The sequence below is a fragment of the Stenotrophomonas sp. TWI1409 genome, from assembly GCF_039673015.1.
GTDB lineage: Bacteria > Pseudomonadota > Gammaproteobacteria > Xanthomonadales > Xanthomonadaceae > Stenotrophomonas > Stenotrophomonas maltophilia_A.
Window position 1 is genome coordinate 83,983 of the sequence record NZ_JBDJKU010000003.1, and the last position, 26,733, is coordinate 110,715.

General features: G+C 66.5%; 25 protein-coding genes. 13 read left to right on the top strand and 12 right to left on the bottom strand.

What is annotated here, in order from left to right; translation table 11 throughout:
• Nucleotides 1-16: 16 nt before the first annotated feature.
• Nucleotides 17-1,387: a formimidoylglutamate deiminase gene (locus ABE423_RS02190; RefSeq protein ID WP_346484821.1), complete on the bottom strand. Its 1,371-nt coding sequence runs from the start codon at nt 1,385-1,387 to the stop codon at nt 17-19.
• Between the two features lie 67 nt (nt 1,388-1,454).
• Between ABE423_RS02190 and hutI the strand changes: the two genes are divergently transcribed.
• From hutI to ABE423_RS02220, 6 genes are all read left to right on the top strand, one after another.
• On the top strand, nt 1,455-2,678 hold the full coding sequence (hutI, locus tag ABE423_RS02195; RefSeq protein ID WP_346484823.1) for an imidazolonepropionase: 1,224 nt from the start codon (nt 1,455-1,457) through the stop codon (nt 2,676-2,678).
• The gene (gene hutH / locus ABE423_RS02200) at nt 2,675-4,216 is read left to right on the top strand and encodes a histidine ammonia-lyase (RefSeq protein WP_346484825.1); all 1,542 of its coding nucleotides are present in this window, start codon (nt 2,675-2,677) and stop codon (nt 4,214-4,216) included. The genes hutI and hutH overlap by 4 nt, the downstream gene beginning before the upstream one ends.
• Nucleotides 4,213-5,067 carry an N-formylglutamate deformylase gene (hutG, locus tag ABE423_RS02205; protein ID WP_197615094.1) on the top strand — a complete coding sequence of 285 codons (855 nt, stop codon included), beginning with the start codon at nt 4,213-4,215 and terminating at the stop codon, nt 5,065-5,067. The genes hutH and hutG overlap by 4 nt, the downstream gene beginning before the upstream one ends.
• Nucleotides 5,064-6,731 (top strand): urocanate hydratase, encoded by a 1,668-nt coding sequence (gene hutU / locus ABE423_RS02210; RefSeq protein WP_180837941.1) that lies wholly within the window; start codon nt 5,064-5,066, stop codon nt 6,729-6,731. The genes hutG and hutU overlap by 4 nt, the downstream gene beginning before the upstream one ends.
• Nucleotides 6,732-6,967: 236 nt before the next feature.
• Nucleotides 6,968-8,404: a serine hydrolase domain-containing protein gene (locus ABE423_RS02215; protein ID WP_346484828.1), complete on the top strand. Its 1,437-nt coding sequence runs from the start codon at nt 6,968-6,970 to the stop codon at nt 8,402-8,404.
• Between the two features lie 187 nt (nt 8,405-8,591).
• Entirely contained in the window at nt 8,592-10,700 is a 2,109-nt protein-coding gene (locus ABE423_RS02220; RefSeq protein WP_346484830.1) for a TonB-dependent receptor, read from the top strand.
• A 46-nt stretch (nt 10,701-10,746) separates the two neighbouring features.
• Here ABE423_RS02220 and ABE423_RS02225 read toward each other — a convergent pair whose 3' ends face one another.
• From ABE423_RS02225 to ABE423_RS02235, 3 genes are all read right to left on the bottom strand, one after another.
• Nucleotides 10,747-11,268 (bottom strand): hypothetical protein, encoded by a 522-nt coding sequence (locus ABE423_RS02225; RefSeq protein ID WP_346484832.1) that lies wholly within the window; start codon nt 11,266-11,268, stop codon nt 10,747-10,749.
• Nucleotides 11,269-11,522: 254 nt separating this feature from the next.
• Nucleotides 11,523-11,906, bottom strand: a complete 384-nt coding sequence (locus tag ABE423_RS02230; RefSeq protein ID WP_032127707.1) for a nuclear transport factor 2 family protein — start codon at nt 11,904-11,906, stop codon at nt 11,523-11,525.
• 52 nt (nt 11,907-11,958) lie between these two features.
• Entirely contained in the window at nt 11,959-12,534 is a 576-nt protein-coding gene (locus ABE423_RS02235; RefSeq protein WP_346484834.1) for a TetR/AcrR family transcriptional regulator, read from the bottom strand.
• A gap of 69 nt (nt 12,535-12,603) precedes the next feature.
• On the opposite strand from ABE423_RS02235, the gene ABE423_RS02240 reads away from it, so the two are divergent.
• Nucleotides 12,604-13,149, top strand: a complete 546-nt coding sequence (locus tag ABE423_RS02240) for a thioesterase family protein (RefSeq protein WP_012511531.1) — start codon at nt 12,604-12,606, stop codon at nt 13,147-13,149.
• Between the two features lie 37 nt (nt 13,150-13,186).
• Here the strand turns inward: ABE423_RS02240 and ABE423_RS02245 are convergent, their stop codons facing one another.
• Together ABE423_RS02245 and ABE423_RS02250 are read right to left on the bottom strand one after the other, a co-directional pair.
• Complete coding sequence (locus ABE423_RS02245) at nt 13,187-13,618, bottom strand: hypothetical protein (protein ID WP_180837537.1); 432 nt, start codon at nt 13,616-13,618, stop codon at nt 13,187-13,189.
• A gap of 68 nt (nt 13,619-13,686) precedes the next feature.
• Nucleotides 13,687-14,817: an agmatine deiminase family protein gene (locus tag ABE423_RS02250; protein ID WP_346484836.1), complete on the bottom strand. Its 1,131-nt coding sequence runs from the start codon at nt 14,815-14,817 to the stop codon at nt 13,687-13,689.
• 105 nt (nt 14,818-14,922) lie between these two features.
• Here ABE423_RS02250 and ABE423_RS02255 point away from each other — a divergent pair, with 105 nt between their 5' ends.
• Complete coding sequence (locus tag ABE423_RS02255) at nt 14,923-15,807, top strand: LysR substrate-binding domain-containing protein (RefSeq protein ID WP_346484838.1); 885 nt, start codon at nt 14,923-14,925, stop codon at nt 15,805-15,807.
• On the opposite strand, the gene ABE423_RS02260 is transcribed toward ABE423_RS02255, so the two are convergent.
• Together ABE423_RS02260 and ABE423_RS02265 are read right to left on the bottom strand one after the other, a co-directional pair.
• Nucleotides 15,782-16,570: an SGNH/GDSL hydrolase family protein gene (locus tag ABE423_RS02260; protein WP_346484840.1), complete on the bottom strand. Its 789-nt coding sequence runs from the start codon at nt 16,568-16,570 to the stop codon at nt 15,782-15,784. The two genes, ABE423_RS02255 and ABE423_RS02260, sit on opposite strands and share 26 nt — an antisense overlap.
• Nucleotides 16,571-16,619: 49 nt before the next feature.
• A complete protein-coding gene (locus ABE423_RS02265) occupies nt 16,620-17,585 on the bottom strand; it encodes a DUF2268 domain-containing putative Zn-dependent protease (RefSeq protein ID WP_180837534.1) in 966 nt (321 codons plus the stop codon).
• Between the two features lie 138 nt (nt 17,586-17,723).
• Between ABE423_RS02265 and ABE423_RS02270 the strand changes: the two genes are divergently transcribed.
• Nucleotides 17,724-18,707, top strand: a complete 984-nt coding sequence (locus tag ABE423_RS02270) for a hypothetical protein (protein ID WP_049463183.1) — start codon at nt 17,724-17,726, stop codon at nt 18,705-18,707.
• Between the two features lie 10 nt (nt 18,708-18,717).
• On the opposite strand, the gene ABE423_RS02275 is transcribed toward ABE423_RS02270, so the two are convergent.
• From ABE423_RS02275 to ABE423_RS02290, 4 genes are all read right to left on the bottom strand, one after another.
• On the bottom strand, nt 18,718-19,038 hold the full coding sequence (locus ABE423_RS02275; protein ID WP_125892059.1) for a hypothetical protein: 321 nt from the start codon (nt 19,036-19,038) through the stop codon (nt 18,718-18,720).
• A gap of 133 nt (nt 19,039-19,171) precedes the next feature.
• A complete protein-coding gene (locus tag ABE423_RS02280; RefSeq protein ID WP_125892061.1) occupies nt 19,172-19,924 on the bottom strand; it encodes a hypothetical protein in 753 nt (250 codons plus the stop codon).
• Nucleotides 19,925-20,033: 109 nt separating this feature from the next.
• On the bottom strand, nt 20,034-22,496 hold the full coding sequence (locus ABE423_RS02285; RefSeq protein WP_125892063.1) for a prolyl oligopeptidase family serine peptidase: 2,463 nt from the start codon (nt 22,494-22,496) through the stop codon (nt 20,034-20,036).
• A 167-nt stretch (nt 22,497-22,663) separates the two neighbouring features.
• Entirely contained in the window at nt 22,664-22,993 is a 330-nt protein-coding gene (locus ABE423_RS02290; protein WP_006376346.1) for a hypothetical protein, read from the bottom strand.
• Nucleotides 22,994-23,565: 572 nt separating this feature from the next.
• Between ABE423_RS02290 and ABE423_RS02295 the strand changes: the two genes are divergently transcribed.
• The 4 genes from ABE423_RS02295 (at nt 23,566) to ABE423_RS02310 (ending at nt 26,723) form a co-directional block, all read left to right on the top strand.
• Nucleotides 23,566-24,072 (top strand): hypothetical protein, encoded by a 507-nt coding sequence (locus ABE423_RS02295; protein WP_260467252.1) that lies wholly within the window; start codon nt 23,566-23,568, stop codon nt 24,070-24,072.
• Between the two features lie 12 nt (nt 24,073-24,084).
• On the top strand, nt 24,085-25,506 hold the full coding sequence (locus ABE423_RS02300; protein ID WP_125892067.1) for an XVIPCD domain-containing protein: 1,422 nt from the start codon (nt 24,085-24,087) through the stop codon (nt 25,504-25,506).
• Between the two features lie 70 nt (nt 25,507-25,576).
• Nucleotides 25,577-26,353, top strand: coding sequence for a HipA family kinase (locus tag ABE423_RS02305; RefSeq protein ID WP_049422090.1), 777 nt, complete (start codon nt 25,577-25,579; stop codon nt 26,351-26,353).
• Nucleotides 26,331-26,723 (top strand): DUF3037 domain-containing protein, encoded by a 393-nt coding sequence (locus tag ABE423_RS02310; RefSeq protein ID WP_032127694.1) that lies wholly within the window; start codon nt 26,331-26,333, stop codon nt 26,721-26,723. Before ABE423_RS02305 ends, ABE423_RS02310 begins: the two co-directional genes overlap by 23 nt.
• Nucleotides 26,724-26,733: the final 10 nt, after the last annotated feature.

The window sequence follows — 26,733 nt, forward strand, 5'->3', positions numbered from 1 at the left end:
CGGTGGCGGGATGCGATCAGCCCAGCACGCCGCGCAGGGCGGCAGCGAAGGCGCTGGTGATCGCCTCGCGCTGCAGGTGGCGGCCGTCGGCCACGCACTGGCGGCCATGGCGCCAGACCGATCGCAGCGCGCCATTACGTGCGGCGAACACCCAGCTGTCAAGCCATGCGTCGTCCTGCCGCGCCTGTAGCGCGGGGTGTGCGGCATCCAGCTCGACCAGATCGGCGCTGGCGCCGACCTGCAGGCCAGCGGCCACGCCCAGCGCCTGTGCACCGCCCTGCAATGCACCTTCGTACAGGAAGCGACCGCTGCTGCGGGTGGCATCCGGGGCCAGTACGTTGCGCCCGCGCAGGGTCAGGCGCTGACCGTACTCGAGCAGGCGCAGTTCTTCGGCCGCGTCGATCAGCACATTGGAATCGGAGCCGACACCGAAGCGCCCACCCTCGCGCGCGAACGCCTGCATCGGGAACAGGCCGTCGCCAAGGTTGGCTTCGGTGATCGGGCACAGGCCGGCCACCGCCTGGCTGGCCACGATGGCGGCGCGCTCATCGTCGGTGATGTGGGTGGCATGCACCAGGCACCAGCGCGCATCCACCGGCGCATGGTCGTACAGCCACTGCACCGGGCGCTGGCCGCTCCAGGCCAGGCAGGCCTCCACCTCGCGCACCTGTTCGGCGATGTGGATGTGCACCGGGCCGTCGGTAAGCGGCAGCAAAGCACTCAATTCCTCGCCGGTGACTGCACGCAGGCTGTGCGGGGCAATGCCGAGCACCGCATCGGGCAGCGCGGCCAAAGACGGCTTCGCGGCGTCCAGCAGCTGCGCGAAGCCGTCCACGTCGTGGATCAGGCGTCGCTGCGCGGGGTTCGGTGCCGCTCCGCCGAAATCGGCATGCGCATAGAACACCGGCAGCAGGGTCAGGCCGATGCCGGTCTGGTCGGCCGCCGCCGCAATCCGCGCGCTCATCTCGGCACGGTTGGCATACGGCCGGCCGTCAGCATCGTGGTGCAGGTAGTGGAATTCACCGACGCGGGTGAAGCCGCTTTCCAGCATTTCCATGTAGGCCTGGGCGGCGATGGCCTGCACCGCCTCCGGGCGCAGATGGGCCAGGAAGCGATACATCAGCTCGCGCCAGCTCCAGAAGCTGTCACCGTCGCCGCCGCCGATCTCGGTCAGCCCGGCCATGCCGCGCTGGAACGCATGGCTGTGCAGGTTGGGCAGGCCCGGCACCAGGATGCCGACGCGGGTATCGCCCGGCTGCGCATCCTGCCCCGTGCGGATGGCCGTGATGCGGCCGTCCTGCACCTGCAGGCGCACACCGCGGGCCCAGCCCTCGGCCAGCAGGGCGTGGGTGGCATGGAAACAGTGCGGGGAACGCGAATCGGACATGGCTGGACAACCCGAAATGGACGCCTATATTGTATAGACATATAAGCACAGCCGCGTTGTGGATGCCATGCACGTCGATACCCTCTGGTCCAACGTTCACCTGATCACCCTCGATGGCGAGGGGCTGGGTGTCATCCGCGATGGCGTACTGGCCTGCGCCAACGGCCGCATCGTCCATGTCGGCGCGGCCGGCAGCGATGCCCACCTGCAGCCGACCACCCGCATCGACGGTGAAGGCCGCTGGATTTCGCCCGGCCTGATCGACTGCCACACCCACCTGGTCTACGCCGGCAACCGCGCCAACGAATTCGAGCAGCGCCTGCAGGGCGTCAGCTATGCTGACATCGCCCGTGCCGGCGGCGGCATCGTCTCCACCGTGCGCGCCACCCGCGCCGCCACACCGGAACAGCTGGCCAGCGAAAGCCGGCCGCGCCTGCTGGCAATGCGCGCCGAGGGCGTGACCACCCTCGAGATCAAGTCCGGCTACGGCCTGACCCTGCCCGACGAACGCAAGCAGCTGCAGGTGGCGCGCGCGCTGGGCGAGGAATGCCGGGTCAACGTGGTGACCACCTTCCTCGGCGCGCACGCGATTCCGCCGGGCCGCGAAGCACAGGAATACACCGACGAGGTGTGCAACGTGATGATCCCGGCCATCGCCGCCGAAGGCCTGGCCGAAGCGGTGGATGTGTTCTGCGAGAACATCGCCTTCTCGCCGGCGCAGGCGCGGCAGGTCTTCGAAGCAGCGCGCGCCAACGGGCTGGCGGTGAAGATCCACGCCGAGCAGCTGAGCAACCAGCATGGCGCCGAACTGGCCGCCAGCTTCGGTGCCCTCTCGGCCGACCATATCGAACACCTGGACGATGCCGGCATTGCCGCGATGGCGGCGGCCGGCACCATCGCCGTGCTGCTGCCCGGTGCCTTCTATTTCACCCGCGATACCACCCTGCCGCCGATCGCGGCGCTGCGTGCGGCCGGCGTGCCGCTGGCGCTGGCCACCGACAGCAACCCGGGCACCTCGCCGCTGACCAGCCCACTGCTGGCGATGAACATGGGCGCCACCCTGTTCCGCCTGACCGTGGACGAGTGCATCGCCGGCTTCACCCGTGAAGCAGCGCGCGCTCTGGGCCATGGCGACCGCATCGGCCGCCTGGCCGTGGGCATGGACTGCGATCTGGCGATCTGGGACATCGACGCCCCCGCCGACCTGGTCTATCGCATTGGATTCAACCCGCTGCACGCGCGCGTGGTGCGCGGACAGCCCGACCTGCCTGCCTCCTGGAGCAACACATGAGCAACACCCTGGTTCTTCGCCCCGGCCATGTCACCCTCGCCCAGTGGCGGCAGGCCTATCGCGGTGCGCCGCTTGCACTGGACCCGGCCGCGCTGCCGGTGGTGCGCGCCAGTGCGGCGGCCGTCGCCGCCATCGTCGCCAAGGGCGCGCCGGTGTATGGCATCAACACCGGCTTCGGCAAGTTGGCCAGCGTGCGCATCGAGCGCGAAGACCTGGCTACCCTGCAGCGGAACATCGTGCTTTCGCATGCGGCCGGTGTGGGCGAGCCGATGCCGGCCAGCGTGGTGCGTCTGATGATGGCGCTGAAGCTGGTCAGCCTGGCGCAGGGTGCCTCGGGCATCCGCGAGGAGACCCTGCTGCTGCTCGAAGCGATGCTGGTCAAGGGCGTGCTGCCGGTGGTGCCCGCACAGGGCTCGGTGGGTGCCTCGGGTGACCTGGCACCGCTCTCGCACCTGGCCAGCGTGATGCTGGGCGTGGGTGAAGCCTTCATCGGTGACGAGCGCCTGCCGGCGGTCGATGCGCTGGCACGTGCCGGCCTGCAACCGATCGAGCTGGGCGCGAAGGAAGGCCTGGCCCTGCTCAACGGCACCCAGTTCTCCACCGCCTATGCGTTGGCCGGCCTGTTCGAGATCGAGACCGTGTTCCAGGCCGCGCTGGTCACCGGCGCGCTGTCGGTGGAAGCGGCCAAGGGTTCCGACACGCCGTTCGACCCGCGCATCCATGCCATCCGCGGCCAGCGCGGACAAATCGCCACTGCGGCCACGCTGCGCACGCTGATGCAGGGCTCGGACATCCGCGAATCGCACCGCGACAACGACGTGCGCGTGCAGGACCCGTACTGCCTGCGCTGCCAGCCGCAGGTGATGGGCGCAGCGCTGGACATCCTGCGCCAGGCCGCAACCACGCTGGAAATCGAAGCCAACGGCGTGTCCGACAATCCGCTGGTGTTCACCGACACCGGCGAAGCACTGTCCGGCGGCAACTTCCACGCCGAGCCGGTCGCCTTCGCCGCCGACATGCTGGCGATGGCGGTGTGCGAGATCGGTTCGATCAGCGAGCGCCGCCTGGCGATGCTGGTCGACCCGGCGCTGTCTGGCCTGCCGGCGTTCCTGACCCCGCGCCCGGGCCTGAATTCCGGCTTCATGATTCCGCAGGTGACCGCCGCCGCGCTGGTCTCGGAAAACAAGCAGCGCGCCTACCCGGCCAGTGTCGATTCGATTCCGACCTCGGCCAACCAGGAAGACCATGTGTCGATGGCCGCGCACGGTGCGCGCCGCCTGATGCAGATGACCGAAAATGCCGCCAACGTGATCGGCATCGAGCTGCTGGCCGCTGCGCAGGGCTGCGACTTCCACGCGCCGCTGCGCTCCAGCACCGCGCTGGAAGCCGTGCGCGCCACCCTGCGCGCGCAGGTGCCGACGCTGGAAGAAGACCGCTACTTCCATCCGGACATGGTGACCGCCACGAACCTGGTGCGCAGTGGCGCGCTGGCGCAGGGTTTGGCGGAGCTGCTGCCGACTGTGGAACCGCAGGCATGAATGTCCATCCCGAATGGCTGACGGTGCACGAAGGCGATGCCCCGCTGATCGTCAGCTTCCCGCATACCGGCAGCGAGCTGCCGCACGACCTGATCGGCGACTACCACTCGCCGTGGCTGGCCCGTCGCGACGCCGACTGGTGGGTGCACGAACTGTACGACTTCGTGCGCGGCATGGGCGCGACCACGGTGCGCTCGGCGATCTCGCGCTCGGTGATCGACCTCAACCGCGATCCCAGCGGCGTGTCGCTGTACCCCGGCCAGAACACCACCGGCCTGTGTCCGCTGACCACCTTCGACAACCAGCCGCTGTACCACGCCGGGCGCGAACCGGATGACGCGGAAATCGCCCGTCGCCGCGACACGTATTTCCTGCCTTACCACGATGCGCTGGCCGCACAGATCACGCGCCTGCGTGCGAGGTTCGGCACTGTCGTGGTGTATGACGCACACTCGATCCGCTCACATATCCCGCACCTGTTCGAAGGCGAGCTGCCGCAGTTCAACCTCGGCACCGCCGGCCCGTCCGGCGCACCGGACACGTCCTGCGACAACGCCTTGAGCGATGTGGTGGAGAACTTGCTGAAGATCAGCGGCATGAGCCAGGTACGCAACGGCCGCTTCAAGGGCGGCTGGATCACCCGCCACTACAGCAACATCGCCGGTGGCGTGCACAGCCTGCAGATGGAACTTGCCTGCCGCGGCTACATGCACGAACCCCTGCCGGACCAGGTGGACGAACACAGCTGGCCCACCCCGCTCGACCCCGATCACGCCGCACCGCTGCGCCACACCTTGGCGCAGGTGCTCAACGCCTGCCTTGAATTCGCTACGAACCGGAGCGCCGCATGACCCGCAACGACCCGACCCGCACCATTGCCGCGCCGACAGGCACCACGCTCAACGCCAAGAGCTGGCTGACCGAAGCGCCGCTGCGCATGCTGATGAACAACCTGCACCCGGACGTGGCCGAGCGCCCGCAGGAACTGGTGGTGTACGGCGGCATCGGCCGCGCCGCGCGCGACTGGGAGAGCTTCGATGCCATCGTCGAGACGCTCAAGCGCCTGGACGACGACCAGACTCTGCTGGTGCAGTCGGGCAAGCCGGTGGGCGTGTTCCGCACCCATGCCGATGCGCCGCGCGTGCTGATCGCCAATTCCAACCTGGTGCCGCGCTGGGCCAACTGGGACCACTTCAACGAGCTGGATAAGAAGGGCCTGGCCATGTATGGCCAGATGACCGCCGGCAGCTGGATCTACATCGGTGCGCAGGGCATCGTGCAGGGCACCTACGAGACCTTCGTGGAGATGGGCCGCCAGCATTTCGGTGGCGACCTGACCGGCAAGTGGCTGTTCACCGGTGGCCTCGGTGGCATGGGTGGCGCGCAGCCGCTGGCTGCCGTGATGGCCGGCGCGTCCTGCCTGGCCGTCGAGTGCCGCAAGAGCAGCATCGACATGCGCCTGCGCACCGGCTACCTGGATACCTGGACCGACAACCTGGACGAAGCGCTGCGGCTGATCGATGAATCGTGCAAGGCCGGTACGCCGAAGTCGGTGGGCCTGCTCGGCAACGTGGCCGACGTGCTGGCCGAACTGCTCAAGCGCGGCGTGAAGCCGGACCTGCTGACCGACCAGACCTCCGCGCACGACCCGGTGAACGGCTACCTGCCACAGGGCTGGACCGTCGAACAGTGGGATGAGAAGCGTGTGAGTGCACCGAAGGACGTGGAGAAGGCCGCGCGCGCGTCGATGGCCAACCACATCCGCGCCATGCTCGGCTTCCACGCACTGGGCGTGCCGACCGTGGACTACGGCAACAACCTGCGGCAGATGGCGCTGGAGGAAGGCGTGGCCAATGCCTTCGACTTCCCCGGTTTCGTGCCGGCCTACATCCGCCCGCTGTTCTGCCGCGGCATCGGCCCGTTCCGCTGGGCCGCACTGAGCGGCGATCCGGAAGACATCGCCAAGACCGATGCCAAGGTGAAGGAACTGATTCCGGACAACCCGCACCTGCACCGCTGGCTGGACATGGCTGCCGAGAAGATCAAGTTCCAGGGCCTGCCCGCGCGCATCTGCTGGGTGGGTCTGGGTGACCGCGATCGCCTCGGCCTGGCCTTCAACGAGATGGTGGCCAACGGCGAGCTGAAGGCGCCGGTGGTGATCGGCCGCGACCACCTGGACAGCGGCAGCGTTGCCTCGCCGAACCGCGAAACCGAAGCGATGGCCGACGGTTCCGATGCCGTGTCCGACTGGCCGCTGCTGAACGCCCTGCTCAACACCGCCAGCGGCGCCACCTGGGTGTCGCTGCACCATGGCGGCGGCGTCGGCATGGGCTTCTCGCAGCACGCGGGCATGGTGATCGTCTGCGACGGCACCGAGGCCGCGGCCAAGCGGATTGGCCGCGTGCTGTGGAACGACCCGGCCACAGGCGTGATGCGCCATGCCGATGCAGGCTATGAAATCGCGATCGACTGCGCGAAGGAAAAGGGGCTGGATCTGCCAGGAATCCTGGGCTGATCGCAGGGGTGCCGGGCCGCGGGCGGGCCACCCCGCCGCGGGGGGGGGTGGGGGGGGCCGGGGCGCGGGAGACGCAGTGGGGATGGGGGGGGGGGGGCCGCCCGGCGCCCCCCACTCCGGGCGGCGTTGGGTGGGGCCGGCGGCGGCCCGGCTCTCCCTGATGCGGGAATCGGTGCCCTTGACCCGCTCCCCCGCCGCTGACCAACATGCGCCATCACCGCTGACGGATCACCGCGATGTACCGCACCCTTGCTGCTGCATTGCTCTGCGCCCTGTTCGCTGCTCCGCCCGCTTCCGCGCGTGACCTCCGCGTCGGCCTCTCTTCACAGCTCGACGCCCAACTGCAGAGCAACCGCGAGCGCTACGGCATTGCCGGCCAGGCGGTACTGGTCGCCCACAACGGCCAGGTGCTGTACCAGGGCGCCAGCGGCGAACGCGATCCCGCTGCCCATGTGCCTGCCACTGTCGATACCATCTTCGCCGCGCAATCGATGGCCAAGCTGCTGACCAGCACGCTGGTGATGCAGCTGGTGGACCAGGGCAAGGTGGATCTGGATGCACCAGCCAGCCGCTATGTGCCGGACCTGCCATCAGCATGGCAGACCGTTCACGTGCGCGATTTTCTCAACCACAGCTCGGGTGTCGGCGAGTACTACGAACGCATGGACAACCGCTGGGTGAGCAAGGGCTACCCCGGCGTGGCCCCCGATCTTGCAACTGCGTTGAACGTCGCCGCTGCGGCACCGATGCAGTTCACCACCGGTACCCGCGTGCAGTACACCCAGGCCAACTACCTGGTGCTGACCGCCTTGTTGGAAGCGCACTACCGCAAGCCCTACCCGGCCATCGCGCGCGAACGCATCCTGCTGCCATTGAAGATGACCAGTACCTCGTGGGGCATCACCAGCGTGCCGGCGCAGCGCGCGGCGGTGCCGTACATCGGCAAAGACGGCGCATTGCAGCCGGCCAATGAAGACCCCTGGCCGAACTACGGTTGGGGACACGCCGACCTGCAGACCACCGTGGGCGACATGAACCGTTTCCTGCAGGCGCTGGCGACCGGCAAGCTGCTGCGCACGGCGACCCTGGAAAAACTCTGGCAGCCGCAGAAACTGGCCGGCGGTGGCAGCAATTTCTTCTCCACCGGTTGGGATACCACCCGCAGCGACGGCTACACCCAGGTCGGCCACGATGGCGGCACCCGTGTACGTGCGCGGCTGGCCTACAAGGGCACGCTGGCCAACGGCTACTGGGTGTTCGTGTACCTGACCAACGGCAGCACCCGCAATGTCTGGTCGAGCACGCTGGTCGAGAGCACGATGGCGGTGGCCGCGCCGGAGGAGTTCCCACATACGGTGTTGTCCGAGCGACTGATCGCGTATGCGCTGGATGACAGCGCTGGCGCGGCCGAAGCTGTGCATCGCTGGCTGCGCGACAGCAACAAGGTTGCTGCCAGAGAACTGGAACGCGCGATCAATGCCGATGGTTACGCGATCCGCGAGAGCCTCGGGGCACGCAAGGCAGTAAAGGTATTTGCTCTCAACACCGAGCTGTATCCGGATTCGGCAAATGCGTGGGACAGCCTGGCGGAATGCCAAGCGGCGCTGGGTGAGAAGGAGGCGGCCGATCGGCTGTATGCAAAGGCCAAGGCGCTGGCGAAGCCGGCGCTGTAGAGTCGAGCCGTGCTCGACTGCGGGACACAGAGGCAGTCGAGCAAGGCTCGACTCTACAGAAAGCGAAAAGCAGTCGAGCAAGCTCGACTCTGCAAGGAGCGCGGGCGGCCACACGCCGCCGATGGGTGACGTGACGCCGCCGACCTGTTAACTTGCGCGCCACTTTTGTGGTTTACAGCATTTCCGCATGTCGTTCTCGTCGTACCGCCCCACCCCGTCGCTGTTGTTCCTGGCCGTTTCCCTTGGCCTCTCCACCACCGCCGCTGCTGCGCCGCAGGCCACCACCCTCGATGCGGTGCGGGTCACCGCCGCCGATGCCAGCGCCCAGGTGCGCGAGGCGCTGAAGCGCGTACCCGGCGCCAGCAACGTCATCGACGTGACCAAGGCGGACAGCCGGCTGTCCAGCAGTGCCGATGTGCTGGCCTACCAGCCGGGCATCAGCGCGCAGTCGCCGGGCAACGAAGGCACCAAGATTTCGATCCGTGGCTCAGGCATCAACCGGGGCCCGGGCGCGCATGCCTCGGGTATTGCGGTGTCGATCGACGGCCTGCCACTGACCGGCCCGGGCGGCACGCCCTACGAGCTGCTGGAACCGCTGTGGCTGTCCCGCGTGGAAGTACTGCGCGGCGCCAACGGTTTCGAGCGTGGCGCGCTGGCGCTGGGCGGTGCCATCGACTACGTCAGCCGCAGCGGTCGTGATTCGGCGGGCGTACAGCTGCACTACGAAGCCGGTAGCCGTGGCTACCAGAAGCGCGGCATCAGCTGGGGCGGCGTCAATGGTGATGTCGATTACTTCCTGGCCTACACCGATACCGAGTTCGATGGCTATCAGCGCCATGCGCGCGGCGACGGCAAGGGCGCGATGGCCAACATCGGCTGGCAGATCACGCCCGACCTGCAGACGCGCTTCTTCGTGCGCTACCGCGAAACCAATCATGAAACACCCGGGCGCCTGACCCGCGATCAGATCCGCAACGACCCACGTGCCGCGAATGCGGCCAACCTGGCCATCGACGCGCGCCGCCCGCAGCCGGGCAGCACGTGGGTGGGCAACGTCACCACGCTGCAGATCGATGAGGATTCCTCGCTGCAGGCCGGGCTGGTCTATCACAAGTACCCGATGGACTTGAACGAGAGCCTGTACCGCCAGCAGCTGGACTACGCCAACCTCAACGCCACGCTGGACTACCGCCACCGCCACCGGCTGTTCGGCCTGGACAGCGAAACCACGGTCGGCCTGCGCGTCACCCATGATCTGGACGCCGATGTGCGCGAGTCGCTGCGCTTTGCCAGCAACGGCTATGCCGCCGGCACGCGCACGCGTGATTTCCGCCACCACGGCACCGACAGCACGCTGCACGTCAGCAACACCCTGGCCTTCAACGACCGCCTGCGCGTGCAGACCGGGCTGGCACTGATCAATACCCATCGCGATGTGCAGGTGACTTGGCCGAGCAGCGGCGGCCGCCTGCGCGACCACGACTGGGACTACGCGCCGCGACTGGGCTTCACCTGGCAGCACAGCGCCCAGACCCAGTGGTTCGGCAACCTCAGCCGCTCGGTGGAAGCACCGCACCCGTGGTCGATGATCTGGGGCTCGAACCAGTACTTCGGGCCGGGCAATGGCCCGTCTACCGGCCGCCAGCGCGCGCCGGTGCCGATGCAGAACCAGACCGCCACCACGCTGGAACTGGGCGCGCGCGGTGACGCGGCGCTGGGTCGCTGGGAACTGACCGGCTACTACGCACACGTGAACCACGAACTGCTGAGCGTCGAGCTGCAACCGGTGCCGAACCTGTTCATCGCCGAGAACAACGCCAGCCCCACCGTTCACCGCGGCATCGAAGCCGGGTTGGACAGCACCCTGTGGCAGGCTGCACCGGGCCGCCTGTCGCTGCGCCAGGCGTACACCTTCAGCGATTTCCGCTATCGCCACGACGCGCGTTTCGGCAGCAACCGCCTGCCCGGCCTGCCACTGCACAGCTACCAGGCCGAGCTGCGCTTCGATCACGCGTCCGGCCTGTACGCTGCGCTCAATTCCGAATACGCCTCGCGCATCGCCGTGGACTACGCCAACAGCTACTGGGCCGACAGCCATGTGATCTTCGGCAGCCGCATCGGCTACGACGCACCCGGTGGCCGCTGGCAGGCCTGGGCGGAGATGCGCAACATCGGCAACCGCCACTATGCCGCCACGGTTACGCCGGGCTACGACGACGCCGGCAAGGATGTCGCCCGCTCGACGCCGGGCGAAGGCCGTGGCATCTACGCTGGTGTGCGTTTGCGCTTTGAATGATGACCGCGGGCGGCGCCGGGTGTGATCCAGCGCCGCCGTTTCAATGTCAGCTGATGCGCCACGCCGGCAGGCGCTCGCTGCGTTTCCAGATGGAAGGCGCGAAGCCGATCAGCACCATCGCCGCCAGCCACTTCGGTGAGGTAGTGAGCAGTGTCGATGTGAGCGAGCCATCGACGGGGGCGGCCATTTCCTGCCACGGGTTGTAGCCCAGGTAGACGACGCTGCCAGCCCACCACAGCAACGCCACACCGACACCCACCAGCAACAGGGCCAGCGTGCGGCAGGTCCATCGTTGCGAGGTGGTGCCCCATTCGCGGGATACCGCCACCAGCAGGCCCACCACCAGCAGCGAAATCAGGGCCACCAGGCCGATATCGACCTTGGGCCCAATGCGCTCATAAGCGCAGGCGCGGCATTGCGCCTCTTCCGTAGCGGTGGTGGCGGCTTCGGCGCCATCGGCCTGCCCGGCTGCAGGCTGTGCCAGTGCTGCAAACGGCAACAACACAGCCAGCAGCACCATCATGGTCCAACGAAACAACGTCCTGTTGCGGTGTGCAGCGACATCCATGCGCTCTTCCTCGTCAGTGGTGGTTGACAGCCGGCCACATACCTTGGCCTTGGCGCGGATCATAGCGCAGGGTAGGCCAGGAACGAAAAACTGGGCTCGGCCATCCACATGCGCCGCTACAGCTCGTGGAGCATGGGGGCTCAAGAGCCTGATGCAGCATGCGGACATCCTTGCCGGGCACGCGTAGGTGGTGATGGGCGGATTCTACCGCGGGCAGGTCCGCTGTCCAGACGGCGGACCTATGCCATCGATCCTCAGCTGCGGTCGATGATCCGCACGATGCGACCGTCCTCAAAAGCGAACTCGCTGCGTCCCTGCAGGGCCAGTTCCGTGCCCGCACTGGGACCATCGGGAATGTCCTGCGCGAACACGCCACGCCAGCCGATGCTGGCCAGCGCCATGCCATCCTCGAAGGTCAACTCGAGCAACCGCTGCTCGCGCTCGCGGAACAACGGCGCCGATTGCCGTGCCAGTTCGCCGAAGGCATCGATGCCTTCGGTGACCATCGTCAGCTGGCTGCCGCTGTGGTTCTCGAAACGCACGTTATGCGCCAGCACCGCCAGCATGGCGTCGATGTCGAAGCGGTTGTAGGCCTGCAGGTAGTGCTCAATCAGGTGGCGGCAGTGCGATTCGTCCATGGCGGCGTCCAGTCAGGGCCTGCGCCGAGTCTCCCGCGACCGTGCCGCCGGATCAAGGCCGCGCGGCGGCCTTCAACAACTGCGCGGCCACCTGGTCGAACGGGGCGATGTCCTGCAGAGCGCGGCACATCGCCACCGCACCTTCCACGCTGGCAATCACCAGACTGGCCAGCCCACCTGCGGCGGCCGGATCGTGTCCGTCGGCGACGAACGCTGCGGCCAGATGGCCCTGCCAGCGCGCGAATACCTCTGCAGCTGCCGCGCGCGGCTGGCTGTGCACCGCGTCAACCGGCTCCTCCACCGCAGCGGCCAGCACCGGGCAGCCGGCGCGGAACCCGGAGCGCAGCAGGCGCTCGCGCCACATCGTCAGGAACTGCTGCAGGCCCTGCACCGCCCCACCTTTCAGCAGCTCCACCAGCAACGCTTCGACCTTGTCGCCGGCCATATGGGTGGCACGCGCCAACAGCTCCTGCTTGCCGCCGGGAAAGTGGTGATAGGTGGAGCCCAGCGGCGCCTCGGCAAGCTTGGTAACCTCACGGATGCTGGTGGCATTGAGGCCCACACGCGCCAGCATCTGTGCCGCAGCATCAATCACGCGTTGTGGCGCATCAGACGTACGCGGGCTCACGGCAGGCTCCTTGCCAGGACAGTCGTCATAGATTAGCGTACCGGCGATTCTATAACAGTCGTCATAACCATGAATCTCTGGTTCCGCCTGCTCCATCTGCTGCTGTGCAGCCTGTTCCGGCCCAAGCTGGAGGCCCCATTCGGGGTCTCGCGGCTGCAGTTCCGGGTACTGCCCAATGACCTGGACAGCAACCTGCACATGACCAACGGCCGCTACTGGAACATCTTCGACCTGGGCCGGCTGGACCTGATCCTGCGCATGGGCCTGGGACGGGTGGCGCTGCGCGAGAAGTGGGCACCGATCGTCGGCGCCGGCACCATCCAGTTCCGCCGCGAGCTGAAGCCGTTCCAGCGCTTCACCCTGGAAACGCGGCTGGTGGGCTGGGTCGGCTCGCGCGGCATCATGGAGCAGCGCGTGCTGATCGGGGCCGAGCAGAAGATCGCCACGCGCGCGCTGCTGGTCACCGGCATCTACGACCGCCGCGCGCGGCAGTTCCTGGGCATGCCGAAGATGATGGAAGCGATCGGCGTGGTCGCCCCGCCGTCGCCGCCGCTCAGTGCAGCCGCCGAGGCGCTGCTGGCTGCCGATGCGGCGTTGAAGCAGGACGACGCCTGAGCGGGCTGGATGTGCGCGCCATGCAGGTGCTGCCGCCTCAGCCCGGCAGCCGCAAAACTCCGACCACACCACAGGCGACGCCTGCCAGCAGGATCGAGTAGATCAACCACACCGGCCCACCCTGCGAATAGCCGAAGATCACCCATGCCTCACGGATCGGACGGCGGGTCATCCAGGGAATCAGCAGCAGCGCCAACAGCGGCAGACCGCAACTCATGCCGGTAGCCAGCAGCAATGGAAGTGAATCCGTACTGGCGTAGTGACCCAACGGCCAGATCAACAGGCCGCTGATCAACCCGAGCAGGAAAAGCGCGTTTGCACTCCAGATGGAAGCGCGATGGCGGCGTCGCAGGTAGACCAGACTATGGCCGCGGTAGTGACTGGGAAGTCGACCGGCAGCTCGCCGTGCAATCATCGTGGCGATACTGCCGCCGACCAATCCACTCCATATACCCGTATCCAGATCCATCTGCTCCCCCGAGCATGTGTATCTGGAGCATCATGACATGACCTCCGGCGCGTCAACGCAACAGTGGACTACACCTTCGGCATGTTCTTGGTCACGCAATGGATGCCGCCACCGCCACCGGCGATGGCATCGATATCCACCTGCTCGATCACGCGGCCGGGATACATGTCTTCCAGTAGTTCGCGGCAGAATCCATCGGCTTCGTCGTCACCGAACTGCGGCGCGACCACCGCGCCGTTGATCGGCAGGTAGTTGATGTAGCCCATCGCAAGATCATCGTTGTCGCGGGTATGCACGTTATCGCGCCCGTCCAGCGGCGGCGGCAGCGTATGCACCTGCAGGCGACGGCCATCGGCATCGGTGGCCCCGCGCAGGATCCGCAGATGCTCGCGGGTCAGGTCGTAATCGTAGGACTCCGGATCGTTGTCCAGATTGGCGATCACCACGCCCGGGCGTACGAAGCGCGCATAGAAGTCCACGTGCGCATCGGTGATGTCCTTGCCGGCGATGCCGGGCAGCCAGATCACCTTGCGCAGGCCCAGGTGATGCTTCAGCTCGGCCTCGATATCCGCGCGCGACCAGTCCGGATTGCGGTTGCGGTTGACCCAGCAGCTTTCGGTGAGGATGGCCGTACCATGGCCATCGACTTCGATGCCACCGCCCTCGCCCACCAGATCGCTTTCCAGCAGCGTCGCGCCAGTCACCTGCGCCAGCCACGGCGCCACCGCGCCATCGTTGCGCGCGCTCTGCTTGCCACCCCAGCCGTTGAAGTTGAAGTCGACCAGGCCCAGGCCGCCCTTGTCATTGGTGACGAAGCAACCACCGTAATCGCGCACCCAGATGTCATCCAGCGGCACCTCGAGGAACTCGATGTTGTCGCGGCCACAGCGATCCTGCGCCTGCTTCAACTGCGTCGGGCGGCACAGCACGCTGACCGGCTGGTGGCGGGCGATGGTACGGGCCAGCCGCGCCACGGCGGTGTTCACCGCATCGGCCTGCGCGCCCCACACCCTCGGCTGCGCGGCGAAGGCAAGGAACACGCGTTCCTGTGGGCCGTGCTCGTCCGGCATGCGCCAAGTCCCCGCACCTGGCCCTGCTGCAGCCACGCGACCCGGCAGCCCGGCCAGGCCCAGAGCAGCCAAGCCGCCAAGGCCGGCGGCGCCCGCCAGCTGGGTGAGGAAGTGACGACGGTTGCTCATGACAGGCTCCATGGCCGGTGTGGGATGGGCGCTATGCTGCGCTTGCCGACACATAAGAACAAACGATAGATTCAGCCATCAATTGAACAGTTCTACTTATCTTAAATGCTCAAGCACTGGCCACCACTGAACGCCCTGCGGGGTTTCGAGGCTGCCGCCCGGCTCGGCAGTTTCCACCGTGCGGCGGAGGAACTGCACCTGACCCAGTCGGCCATCAGCCAGCAGATCCGGGGCCTGGAAGCGTCGCTGCAGCAGCCGTTGTTCTTCCGGCAGGGCCGCAGCGTCACCCTCACCGATGCCGGCATCGACCTGCTGGAAACAACGCAGGCGCTGCTGCGGCAGCTGGCCAGCGGCATCCGCCGGCTCGATCAGTACCGCAAGCCCAATCAACTGATCGTCAACGCCAGCCCGGCCTTTGCTCGGCATTGGCTGGTGCCACGCCTGGCCAGCTTTCACCGGCTGCATCCCGACGCCGATCTGTGGCTGCTGACCAGCGAGGAAGCGCCGGACATGACCACGCAGACGCTGGACGTAGCGGTACGTGATGACCTCGACTCACAGGCGCAGTGCCAGCATCGCGTGCTGCTGCAGGATCGTCTCTATCCGGCCTGCCATCCCAAGCTGCTGGCGACGCCCGTGCACGAACGTCTCACCCTGCATGGCGAGCGTGAGATGGACTGGAGCCAATGGCAGGTACAGGGTGGCGCCGATGTCGGCCAGCGCCGCGAGGGAATGAATTTCTCCGAGCCTGGGCAACTATTGGATGCCGCGTGCCAAGGGCTGGGTATCGCCTTGGTCAGCGAGCTGCTGGCAGCCCGAGCCTGCGAACAAGGCCTGCTGCAACCATTGGATGATGCACGCGTGCGCGGCCCACGCTGGAGTTGGCTGGTACATGAGGAGAGTGCAGCCGATCCGCTGGTGATCAGTTTCTGCGAGTGGTTGCTGGCGAGTCTGCCCGCAGAAGCTACTTCTGCTGCAGCGCGCGCTTGACCGCCGCCTCGGCCAACGGCGCCATCACCGCATAGCCCTTCGCCGTAGGATGCACGCCGTCCTCCGCCAACTGCGGGTCCAGTCCGCCGATTGCATTGGCCATCGGCGTGTAGTAGTCCAGATAGACCAGCTGCTGTGCATCGGCATAGCGCTTCAATGCCGTGTTCAATGCACGCACCTTGGGCGCAGGTGCTGTGCCCGGCAGCCACGGGTAATCGCTGACCGGCAGCACTGATGCCAGTACTACGGCGATGCCATGTGCACGGGCAAGGTCCACCATCGCGTGCAGGTTGTCTTCGATCATCGCCTGCGTGGATGGGCCAGTGTTGCCTGCAATGTCGTTGGTGCCGGCCAGGATCACCACCACCTGTGGCTTCAGTGCCAGTACGTCCTGCGGGAAACGCACCAGCATCTGCGCCGTGGTCTGGCCGCTGATGCCGCGGTTGAGCCAGCCCTTGCCGGGGAAGAAACCGGCACTGCCTTCCCTGCCCCAGCCCTTGGTGATGGAGTCACCGAAGAACACCACGCGCGGCTGGCCGGGCACCGCATCAGGTAGGCGCGCATTGGCATCACGATAGCGTTGCAGCTCCGGCCAATCGGCCAGGCGCTGCTGCATGAAGCGCACTTCGTCGGGGCGTAGCCGGTCGATGGGCGTCTGCAGTAGCGGGTTGACGGCGACGGCCTCAGCGGCGTCCAGCGGAGAAGCCAACGCGAGGCCCAACGTCACGACAGTGGCAGTGGCAAGCTCAACAGGTCCACGCATGCGGGTACTCCAGAAATCATCTTCAGCAGTCTAACGCCCCACCCTGTGCTCAGCGTGCAGCCGTACGCGCCGCCACACCCGTGACTTTCGCCGGCATCCACATACCCGGCGTCCAGCCGCTGGCGGCCAGGATCGCCTTCGGGTTGTCCTGCTGGATCAGCGCACGCACCGCGTCACGCTTGTTCTTGGCCTGCAGGTAATAGGCCTTGGCGATGCGGTATCCCACCCAGTACCCGAGATCATAGGGCTCCTGCGAACCGGGCTTGTAGTTGTACAGCCACGGCGACAGATCGGTGCTGTCCAGATCCAGCGCGAATGCGCTTTCGATATGCACTTCCCGACCACGGGTCCAGGCCGCATGGCGCCCGTTGCCGACGTTGCCGGAAATCAGTTCGGCGATGAACTCAGCAATGCCCTCGCCCAACGAAACACGCAGCACGGTCGCATGCGGGTCGCCCGGCTCGAAGTCGGTCAGGCCGGTCTGCTGGATGTGCACGTACTCGTGCGCGATCACATGCACGAAGCGGTCCTGCACATTGGGATTCATGAAATCGGCTGCGCACAGCGCTTCCAGGCCGATGATCACGCCGCTTTTCGAGGTCAACCCTACCGGACGACCACGGCCGACGGCGATGGTCACCGGCGGAAACGCAGCCTGCGGATAGATGGCCTGCAGGTTGGAAAACACCTGCGTCAGACGTTGTTTCACCGCCGGCAGTTCGGCCAGGCAGCTTCGCCCCTGCACATACAGCTCCGGCTGGCTGGCGACGGACTCGGCAATGCGCTCGGGGGTGACCCGGCGCGCCTTGGCCAGCTCGGCCAGGCCCGCCGAACCCTCGGCCATGTAGCCACGCAACTGCGCAACGCTGGGTTTGCCACCTGCGTTGTCGTACAGCGCGTAGAAACGGCTGACATCGTCAGTGACAATCTGCGGCCCGGCCGGTGCCGCCGCCGTGGCCATGCCAACCACCCCGGCACAGGCCAGGGCCAACAGGCCGCGCAGGATCATGGACATCGCTCCGTCCTTGGTGGAGTGCATGCGAAGCGCGCAATCTATCACTCCGGCCCGGCCGCCGCAGCAAGCAGATGCGGGCACCCCGGCGCTGTGCCAGACTCGCGTTGGCACCTGCCACGGAAGATAGAGCACCCCGCGATGATGATCGTTCCCGCCTACTGGGCCGAAGCCCGCCTGCAGGCCCGTTTCCGTGGCCGGCCGGTGGTGGTGCGCCGCTTCGGCTGGTCCGACGAAGGCCCTGCCGAGGCGCAGGTGCACGCCGACCGCCGCGCCAATGAAGCCCTCAATGCCATCCTCGCCGGACAGGTGCTGCCGCGTCGCGAAGTGCGCAGCAACTACGGCGTGGAAGGCGTGCCGATCCGCGAGCAGATCGTGCAGCGCGACGGCGACGTCGTCATCACCCGCAACAGCTATGGCGCACTGTGCCTCAACAGCCCGGACGTACTGTTCGCCGACATCGACCATGCGCAGCCGCCAGCCGGCTGCGTGATGCCAGCCATCGTTGCGGCGGTCGTGCTGCTTGCCGGCGCCGTCACCGGCACGCTGCTGTGGCATTGGCTGGTGGGACTGGTGCTGGGCGTGGCGGCGGTGGTTCTGGTCAATGCCGCATTGCTGATGCGCCGCAGGCAGCGGCTGGCCGCCGCCGGGGGCGCCGAGGGGTTGGCGCTGCGACGCGTGGAAGCCTTCAGCGAACAACACCCCCACTGGCATCTGCGCGCCTACCGGACGCCTGCGGGACTGCGCGTACTGGCGATGCATGCCACGTTCTCCCCGGAGGACGAGCAGCTGCAGGCATTCTTCAAGGCACTGGGCACCGATACCCTGTACGCGCGCATGTGCCGGCTGCAGCATTGCTTCCGTGCGCGACTGACACCGAAGCCGTGGCGCGTCGGCCTGAAGTACCGCATCCGCCCACCAGTGGCCGCGTGGTCATCCGAACAGGCCAACAATCCGGATCGATTGGCCTGGATTGCCGAGTACGAAAAGAAGAGCGCCGGCTTCGCAGCCTGCGCTTATCTACGCAGTTTCGGCGATACCACCCGGGTGCATGCCAAGGCCGAGCACGTGCGCGACCTGCATGACGGGTTATCCCACGCGCAGGACCGCCTACCGCTGGCGTGAGGGCGGGTGCTCAGTCAGCGCTCTGCACGAACGGCTGCCCTGCCAGGGTAGTACCCAGCCGCACCGCGATCTGTTGACCGTCCTTTTCGAAGGTCGTCGCACACTGCTTTCCGTCCTTATGGCATCCGACTTCCGGAAAGCCCTCCAGCGACTCCGGCGCGCCCTGCGCAGGTTTCGCCTGCCAGCCTGCGGCATCCAGCAGGCGCTTGGCCTTGGCGTAAGGCATGCCGGCGATGATGCCCAATTGCGTCAGCTCAGCGGGAAACGACTGAGCATATGCCGTTGAAACCTGGGCCAACGACAACGTTGCAGCAAGGAGAATGGCTTTCATTGCACCGACCTGGAACGAGCGATCAGGTTCAGCCTAGACCATTTGCGTGGCATGCGAATGTGCCGGTAACACGTCGTTACCGAGTCTCCACAGTTGATTGCAGAGCATCCATGGATGATCAATCTGCCGTTTCCTAGCGCAGGGTTCCACAACGCAGCGCCTCCAAGGCAAGGTCGCCGCGTAATCTGTTCTGAAACCAAGCGATCTTGAAGCGTTCGCGTGTGGGTTCTCCCCCAGGTAGCAGCCCCATCAATGCATCGCTCAACGCCGGACGCCACTCTTCCTGAGCACCTTCCAGAACCTGCTGATCGAAGTCCGCCGACGACAGGCGCTTCCAAGGCAGCATCATCGTGTGCTGGGAGGTGGACACCAAGACGGTATCCGGGTGGCCCAGCCGGGATACGACCACGGTCATGATGGGATAGTCATCGGTCCGGAGACTGTTGAAGTGTTCTGCAACGCGCTCCTGCAAACCCTGCCCGGCCAGAGCTTGCCGTGCCCAGGCCTGCTGCTGGGCAAACGAACATCTGGCCGGCGGCATGCTGCGCAGCTCCGGATCCAGCTTGAGTATCGCGGGCCGGTCCAGCTGCGAAGTGATCAGATCCACCGTGGCGTCCCTGGTCAACGGTGCTGCCCGCAGCGCGGCCTCGAACGCTGACAGCGCGCCGAACGGCAGAAGCTCCGGCAAACGCGGCTGGACGTCGGGCGCATCAACCACCTGTACACGGGTGGTCAAGCCATAGGCATCGCGCCGGATGACCCAGCGCTCAGATACAGAACCCCAACCAGACCAGTCGTACGTCACGTGCACGCTCATCCGGGGCTGCACCGCCATTGCCACGGGAGAAACCAACAACGTGGCCAGTACCAACATCCATGCCTTCATGAGACTTTCCTATCTCTGTCGAACAGCAGCCGAGCATGGCGCGGCTCTACAGGATGCAGGAAGGCCGCCCGAAGGCGGCCTTCTGCAAAGCAGTCGAGCACGCTCGACGCTACTTGGCGTTCTTCACGTAGGTGTCGAACCAGTTCAGCATCTCCGACACCAGCTGCTCGTTGGACTCCAGCGCGGTGTACCAGTGCGGTTCGTTCGGCAGCATCACCAGGCGGGTGGTACCGCCGTTGCCACGAATGGCCTGGTACAGCTTGCGCGACTGGAACGGTTCGGTACCCGGGTTGGCGTCATCCTCACCGTGGACCAGCAGCAGCGGCAGCTTGATCTTGTCGGCATAGAAGAACGGCGAGGCCTTCAGGTACACGTCCTGCGCCTGCCATACCGAGCGACGCTCGTTCTGGAAGCCGAACGGGGTGAAGGTCTTGTTGTACGAACCGCTGGTCGCCACGCCGGCCTTGAACAGGTTGGTGTGCGCGATCAGGTTGGCGGTCATCAGGCCGCCGTGGCTGTGACCGGTCACGCCGATGCGGTTGCGGTCGACCACGCCCATGTCCACGGCCTTGTCCACCGCTGCCTTGGCGTCGGCTTCCAACTGCTCCAGGTAGGTGTCGTAAGCGTTCTTCGGGTCACCCACGATCGGGAACGAGGCGTTGTCGATGATCGCGTAGCCGGCCAGCAGCATCAGGCGGTAGGGTTGCAGGCGGGTGAAGGTCTGCTGCGAACCAGACACCTGGCCGGCCTGCGCGGCATTGGCGAAGTCGGCCGGGTAGGCGTACAGGATCGCCGGCACGCGCTGGCCCTCCTTGTAGCCCGGCGGCGTGTACAGGGTGAACGACAGGTCCACGCCATCGGCACGCTTGTAGGTCACCAGCTGCTTCTTGATCTGGCGCACTTCCGGGGTCGGGTCGACCAGTTTGGTCAGCGCGGTCGTGGTCGACGCGAACTGCGCCTCGCCGGCCTTCGCATCGGCCACTGCCTCCCCCTGCTGGCGGATGAAGGCGTTCGGCGGATCGATCACCGACTGGTGCCAGGTCAGGTAGCGCCCCTGCGTGTTGCTGAAGCCGAGGAACTGTTCGTAGGCGTCGGCACTGCTACGGAACAGGCGCTCGCTCTTCAGCGTGCCCAGGTCCAGGCGGTCGAGGAACGGACGATCGCCCTGCGGCGAGGCGCCACGGCCGCTGAGGAACACGTGGTTGCCCTCACGGCGCACGACCTGCGCACCATTCGGCAGACGGGTGAACACCAGGTTGCCGGGATTGCCGTACAGCTCATCGCTGGACATGTCCCACAGCAGGCGGCCTTCCTTCTTCGGCTGGTCCACATCGACGATGCGGGTCTGCATCCAGTGGCGGTTCTCGTCGTTCTCGTACTGGAAGGCTACGGCCGGATCGGCGGTCCACGCAAACCCTTCAAAACGCTGCGCGGTACGGGTGATTTCGGTCGGCTTGCCGTTGAACGGGGCCTTCAGCATCAGCACGCGGTCACGGTGCGGTACGCTGACCTTCCAGTCGCCCTTGTCCAGCGCTTCGGCATAGACCAGGGTCGCCGGATCGGTGGCCCGCCAGTCGAAACCGCGCGGGCCTTCCGGTACGCCGTGCACCGGCACGCGATCCGCCAGCGGCAGGCTGGCGATCGGCGTGCTGCGGCCATTGCTTACGTCAAGCACCGCCACATCATTGGCGAAGCGCTGATAGGTCACCGCATGTGAGTACGGCGCCTTGATCGATTCGGTCAGCACGTGCACGCCATCGGGCGCGGCGCTGACCTCGTTGAACAGCGCAGGCTGCCCGACCGGGCGCACGCTGCCCGCGGCGGTATCGACCACGGCCAGCTGCGAAGCGCCGTAGTAGGCGAACAGCTTCTCGTCATGCACGCTGGTCAGCGTGTCGCGAGCTTCATAGGTGCTGCTCTCGCCGCTGCTGCCCAGCGACTCCTGCGCATCCGGACCGGTCGGCACGCCGCCGTTGGACGGCGCCGGACCCTGATTGGCCGGCACCAGTTTCACCAGAAGGTTCTGGCTGCCACCCAGCCACTGCACGGTGTAGCCGAAGATCGGGTTCAGCTGTACGTTCGGCACCTGCTTCACCTGGCCGGTGGCCGCATCGCCCACCCACAGCTGCACGCTGGTATCGACCGCATTCTGGAAGGCGAAGTGGCTGCCATCGGCCGACCACAGCGCGCCGGTGGCGCAGCCCTGCGGCAGGTTGACCTTGGTCTCCTTGCTGCTGCCGATATCGACCAGGGTGAAGTCGGCCACGCAGGCCGGAATACCGTAGCCGCCGGGGGTGTCATGCCGACTGCGGTTCTTCGGCTCCAGCCGAACGCCGGCCAGCTTCAGGTACGGCTGGGCGACGCGGCTGATCGACGGATAGGTCTGCGCGGTGGTCAGCAGCAGGCGCTGGCCGCCCGGGGCCACGTTCGGTGCTGGCGGCGGCGGTGCCTTCAGCACCTTGAGCAGGTGCTCCGGCGGCTTCGCGTAATCGGCAAGCGCCGGGCCAGCGGCCAGCAGGCCGACGGTGGCAACGGCAACGGCCGCTGCCAGAGAGGTTCGACGGATCAGCATCCTTATCCCCTGGGGTGTGAATGGGTACCCGGAATCGGGCATGGCCCCGAATCTAGCACCGCAGGGGTTGTCGTGAATGGGCCGGAAGGGCTAGTGGCCGGATGGGGCAAAGTGCAGCTCCGGCAGGTGCCGGGGAGCTGCCGGCACCTGCCAGGCATGGCCTGGCACTACTGCTGGGCGTGCAGGTCCCAGGCGGTGAGATAGTCCGGGTCGACCACGATCATGCCGCTGTTGCTCATCCGGTACTCTCCCGGCTGGGCCGGCAGGTACTGGTCGAGCATCGGCGGCAGGTAACGCTCGTGGCCATCGTTCTCGTCGGCCAGCACCACGCCTTCATCGGCACTGATGCGCAGCACCGTTCCCGCGTACTGCTCCAGTCCCTGCACCTGGCCGTCGCCGCCGTAGCGGGTCACCCCGACCAGCACCAGTTTTCCGATCATTTCCTCGACCTTGGCATCGTCCAAGGCCGGCAGCATTCGTTCGTATTGGTCGCTCATCGGTGCACCTCCAAAGCCTGCAGGATCATCATGGACAAGCCAGCCTCCGCGCTGCGAAGGCCATCGGGCAACGCAGAGGACAATCTGGCGGGCGTATGTCTGTATTGCAGGGCCGGCAAGAGCATGCCGGGACCGCATCGGGTGAACAGTGGCAGATGCTGTGGGTGGCGGCCATCCGTGCCGGCAAAGTGGCCGTATCAGACCAGGGTCAACACCACGCGTTGCATTGCATGCAGGGTAAAGCGTGACAGCTGCGCAGTTGTTGCATGACGGCCTCCTGTTGAAGGTCACACGCGAAGTTGATGCTCCATGGACCCGATGCTGACATCGCGCCCGGAATGGTCAAGTGAAGAATGCGCACCCGTTCACCTTTTGTAACGCATTCGGATGCCTCGATTACGCTTAACCTCTGCTTCATCCGGCTGGCCCTAGGGTCAGCCTTCAATCTGCAAGGATCGCACATGCCCCGGTACGCATTCATACGACCGTGGACGCTCGCACTTTCAGCGGCCGCGCTCTGCGCCTGCGCACATGCCGCCGACCGCACGCCGACTTCTCAAGGAACCGACACCATGCCCCCCGCCGTATCCGAGACCACTTCGCCCTCCCCGCTCAATGCCGAGCAGTTGCTGCTGCGCCTGCTGGACCTGATCAAGGTCACGACCTCCACCCGCGAGCTCACCGCTGAGCGCCTGTCCGCAGCGATGCAGGCGCCGGCGCAGGTCTTCGGCCCCGGCCACTTCGGCTATGGCGGCACGCTGACACCGGAATGGGGCTATGGACTGGAAGTGCAGCGGGCCGGCACTGCCGACGCGCGGCTGGACCTGAACTTCATGGACACCAGCAGCGATCGCAAGGCCTCGGCTGCGGCGATCTGCCAGGTCGACTTCAACCACTTCGCTTCCGCACTGGATGCCGCCGGCTTCAAGCGCGAGACGGTGCGCGGCGAACACGGCCGGGTGATCTACGACCGCTTCGATCGACCGCAGCTGAGCATCAAGGTCGACACCATGCCCGAGAACCCTCACGCCCTCGGCGACGCCACGCATGCCTGCGTGCGTCTTGTCACCGTGCAGTAAGGGGAGCCATCAATGACGATCCTTTCCGCAGAAACGGAACGCCTGCTGGGCGAGTTCGCTGGCAAGACCGACGTCACCAGCGACCAGGTCGACAACCTGCGCAACGTCATCGCGGGCTCGCCCGTGCTGGCAAAGCAGGTGGACGCCGCCATCGCGGCAGGCTATCTGGAACGCTTCGAACTGTTGCCCGCCACAAGCAACGCGGGCGGCACCTACGAGACCGGCACGAAATCCATCAACCTGCCCGCCAGCAGCTTGTCGACCCCGGCGGCCCCGGACAGGTTCGACGCGGCCGAGGTTGCCTTTGTGCTCGGTCACGAGATCCAGCACGGCTTCAACGATGCTGATGTCGAGCGCGCCTACGTGCAGTTCGAAGCCGACGTGGAGCAGGTCGCGGGCCGTACAACGAGCCATGATTACACCGAGGCCATCGGCACCCTGCTCGCGGCCAACCGCCGCGATGAGGCTTCTTCGAACATCGCAGGCTGGAATGCGCTGGTCAGCCAGGTACGTGCCAACAACCCGGACGCTACCCTGCGCGACCTGTATGAAGCCAGCACCCGCTCGACAGATGTCATCCAGTCGCGACCCGGCCCGCCGATCACCTATGCCCCGCACCCGGAGCTGACCCTCAATGCGGACCTGACCATCTCCCCCACCGCAGCCAACATCGAGGGAATGGCCAGGCACTATTACGATCAGGGCGTCAGCACCGGCCTGGGCCATCATGGGAATTCGGACTACCAGAATTTCTACGGCGCCCTGGCGATCGGACTGGCCAGCGAATACGAGGCCGCGAATCCAGCGCCCGATGGCGTCAGCCGGATGGAAGTGAACATGAAGAAGCTGGGCCTGGATGAGCGCCTGCTGGAGCAGAACGGGCTCAACCTCGGCGAGGGCTCGCCCCCGCGCCAGCCCTACTTCGATACCAGTACCTCGCCGTCGACGCTGCATTACTTCAACCACACTGAGGGCACGCATACGCATGTGCCGATCACCACACAGCATGCGGTGGAGGGCGATGGCTTACCGACGCTGCTTGCGGAAGGCCGTGACCGTTCGCTGCACGAGCAGATCCGCGGCAAGGTAGCTGAGCTGGATGCTGCCAACGGACGCAGTTTCGATGCGTCCAGCGAGCGCCTGAGTGCCAGCCTGCTGGTGCTGGCCCGCGAAAACGGGCTGGACCGCGTCGACCATGTGGTGCTCAGCCGCCAGACCGAGGGTGTGGGCGCGGCACAGAACATCTTTGTGGTGAAGGGGCCGCTGGATGATCCGGCCTCGCTGCGCGCCTCATCACCCACTGCCGAGGCCGCCCAGCGCCCTGTGCAGGACAGCCTGGATACGCTTGCCGTGGTCAACCAGCGGCAGGCCGATCAGGCCACGCAGGAACAGGTCCGCGTGCAGGAGCAGCAGCGCGGCGCGCTGACGCACTGACGGGGAACGACATGGAGCCGCCGGGACGCGCCCGGCGCTCCCTTGGCGGCACCCACGCTAGAATGCGCGCATGCGCACCGTACATGCCCTCCGCTACATCACCCCCTTGCGGGAAGGTGGCTCCCTGCCGGCCGTGGTCGAGACCGACGACGACGGCATGGCCGTGCTGAAGTTCCGTGGCGCCGGCCAGGGCCCGAAGGCGCTGATCGCCGAGCTGATCGCCGGCGAGATGGCGCGCACGCTGGGCCTGCCGATTCCGGAGATCCTGTTCGTGGAGCTGGACCGCGAGTTCGCCCGCACCGAGCCCGACCCGGAGATCCAGGAACTGATACGCGCCAGTGAAGGTTTGAACCTGGGCCTGGACTACCTGCCCGGTGCGATCAACTACGACCCGGCGGCGATGCCGGTGGATGCCGACCTGGCCTCGCGCATCGTCTGGTTCGATGCGTTCACCAGCAATGTCGATCGCACCACGCGCAACCCCAACCTGATGGTGTGGCACCGCAAGCTATACCTGATCGACCACGGTGCGGCCATGTACTTCCATCACGACTGGGCCAACGCCGGCGATGCCTGCGAGAAGCCGTTCGTGCTGATCCGCGACCATGTGCTGCTGTCGTTCGCCAGCCGCATCGCCGAGGTGGATGCCGAACTGGCCGCGCGCCTGACCGATGCCGAGATCGAGCGCATCGTCGGCCTGGTGCCGGACAGCTGGCTGGTGGACGAACCGGCGTTCGACAGCCCGCAGGCCTACCGGCAGGGTTATATCAACTACCTCAAGCACCGCCTGAAGGTGCGTGCGGTGTTCGTGCAGGAGGCCATCCGTGCCCACGCTGCACACGTATGACTACGCCGTCATCCGCGTGGTACCGCGGGTGGAGCGCGAGGAATTCATCAACGTCGGGGTGATCGTCTCCTGTCCCGGCGCGCGTCATCTGGAGGCGGCCATCGAGATCGATCCGGCACGCCTGCACGTGTTCGCCCCAGCGCTGGACCAGGAGGCGCTGCAGCCGTGGCTGGATGCGATCGTGGCCATCTGCCGCGGCGATGCCAGCGCCGGGCCGATCGCACAGCTGCCAGCGCGTGCGCGCTTCCATTTCCTCACCGCCAAGCGCAGCTCGGTGGTGCAGATGTCGAGCACGCATGTGGGCCGCACGGCGGACCCGGCGGGTGTGGTGGAACACTTGATGACGAAGATGGTGCGGGTGCCGCGCTGACGCGCCCGTC

Coding starts and splice junctions, on each gene's coding strand:
- ABE423_RS02190 (WP_346484821.1), bottom strand. CDS start 1,387: ATGTCCGATTCGCGTTCCCCGCACTGTTTCCATGCCACCCACGCCCTG.
- hutI (WP_346484823.1), top strand. CDS start 1,455: ATGCACGTCGATACCCTCTGGTCCAACGTTCACCTGATCACCCTCGAT.
- hutH (WP_346484825.1), top strand. CDS start 2,675: ATGAGCAACACCCTGGTTCTTCGCCCCGGCCATGTCACCCTCGCCCAG.
- hutG (WP_197615094.1), top strand. CDS start 4,213: ATGAATGTCCATCCCGAATGGCTGACGGTGCACGAAGGCGATGCCCCG.
- hutU (WP_180837941.1), top strand. CDS start 5,064: ATGACCCGCAACGACCCGACCCGCACCATTGCCGCGCCGACAGGCACC.
- ABE423_RS02215 (WP_346484828.1), top strand. CDS start 6,968: ATGTACCGCACCCTTGCTGCTGCATTGCTCTGCGCCCTGTTCGCTGCT.
- ABE423_RS02220 (WP_346484830.1), top strand. CDS start 8,592: ATGTCGTTCTCGTCGTACCGCCCCACCCCGTCGCTGTTGTTCCTGGCC.
- ABE423_RS02225 (WP_346484832.1), bottom strand. CDS start 11,268: ATGGATGTCGCTGCACACCGCAACAGGACGTTGTTTCGTTGGACCATG.
- ABE423_RS02230 (WP_032127707.1), bottom strand. CDS start 11,906: ATGGACGAATCGCACTGCCGCCACCTGATTGAGCACTACCTGCAGGCC.
- ABE423_RS02240 (WP_012511531.1), top strand. CDS start 12,604: ATGAATCTCTGGTTCCGCCTGCTCCATCTGCTGCTGTGCAGCCTGTTC.
- ABE423_RS02245 (WP_180837537.1), bottom strand. CDS start 13,618: ATGGATCTGGATACGGGTATATGGAGTGGATTGGTCGGCGGCAGTATC.
- ABE423_RS02250 (WP_346484836.1), bottom strand. CDS start 14,817: ATGAGCAACCGTCGTCACTTCCTCACCCAGCTGGCGGGCGCCGCCGGC.
- ABE423_RS02255 (WP_346484838.1), top strand. CDS start 14,923: ATGCTCAAGCACTGGCCACCACTGAACGCCCTGCGGGGTTTCGAGGCT.
- ABE423_RS02260 (WP_346484840.1), bottom strand. CDS start 16,570: ATGCGTGGACCTGTTGAGCTTGCCACTGCCACTGTCGTGACGTTGGGC.
- ABE423_RS02265 (WP_180837534.1), bottom strand. CDS start 17,585: ATGTCCATGATCCTGCGCGGCCTGTTGGCCCTGGCCTGTGCCGGGGTG.
- ABE423_RS02270 (WP_049463183.1), top strand. CDS start 17,724: ATGATGATCGTTCCCGCCTACTGGGCCGAAGCCCGCCTGCAGGCCCGT.
- ABE423_RS02275 (WP_125892059.1), bottom strand. CDS start 19,038: ATGAAAGCCATTCTCCTTGCTGCAACGTTGTCGTTGGCCCAGGTTTCA.
- ABE423_RS02280 (WP_125892061.1), bottom strand. CDS start 19,924: ATGAAGGCATGGATGTTGGTACTGGCCACGTTGTTGGTTTCTCCCGTG.
- ABE423_RS02285 (WP_125892063.1), bottom strand. CDS start 22,496: ATGCTGATCCGTCGAACCTCTCTGGCAGCGGCCGTTGCCGTTGCCACC.
- ABE423_RS02290 (WP_006376346.1), bottom strand. CDS start 22,993: ATGAGCGACCAATACGAACGAATGCTGCCGGCCTTGGACGATGCCAAG.
- ABE423_RS02295 (WP_260467252.1), top strand. CDS start 23,566: ATGCCCCCCGCCGTATCCGAGACCACTTCGCCCTCCCCGCTCAATGCC.
- ABE423_RS02300 (WP_125892067.1), top strand. CDS start 24,085: ATGACGATCCTTTCCGCAGAAACGGAACGCCTGCTGGGCGAGTTCGCT.
- ABE423_RS02305 (WP_049422090.1), top strand. CDS start 25,577: ATGCGCACCGTACATGCCCTCCGCTACATCACCCCCTTGCGGGAAGGT.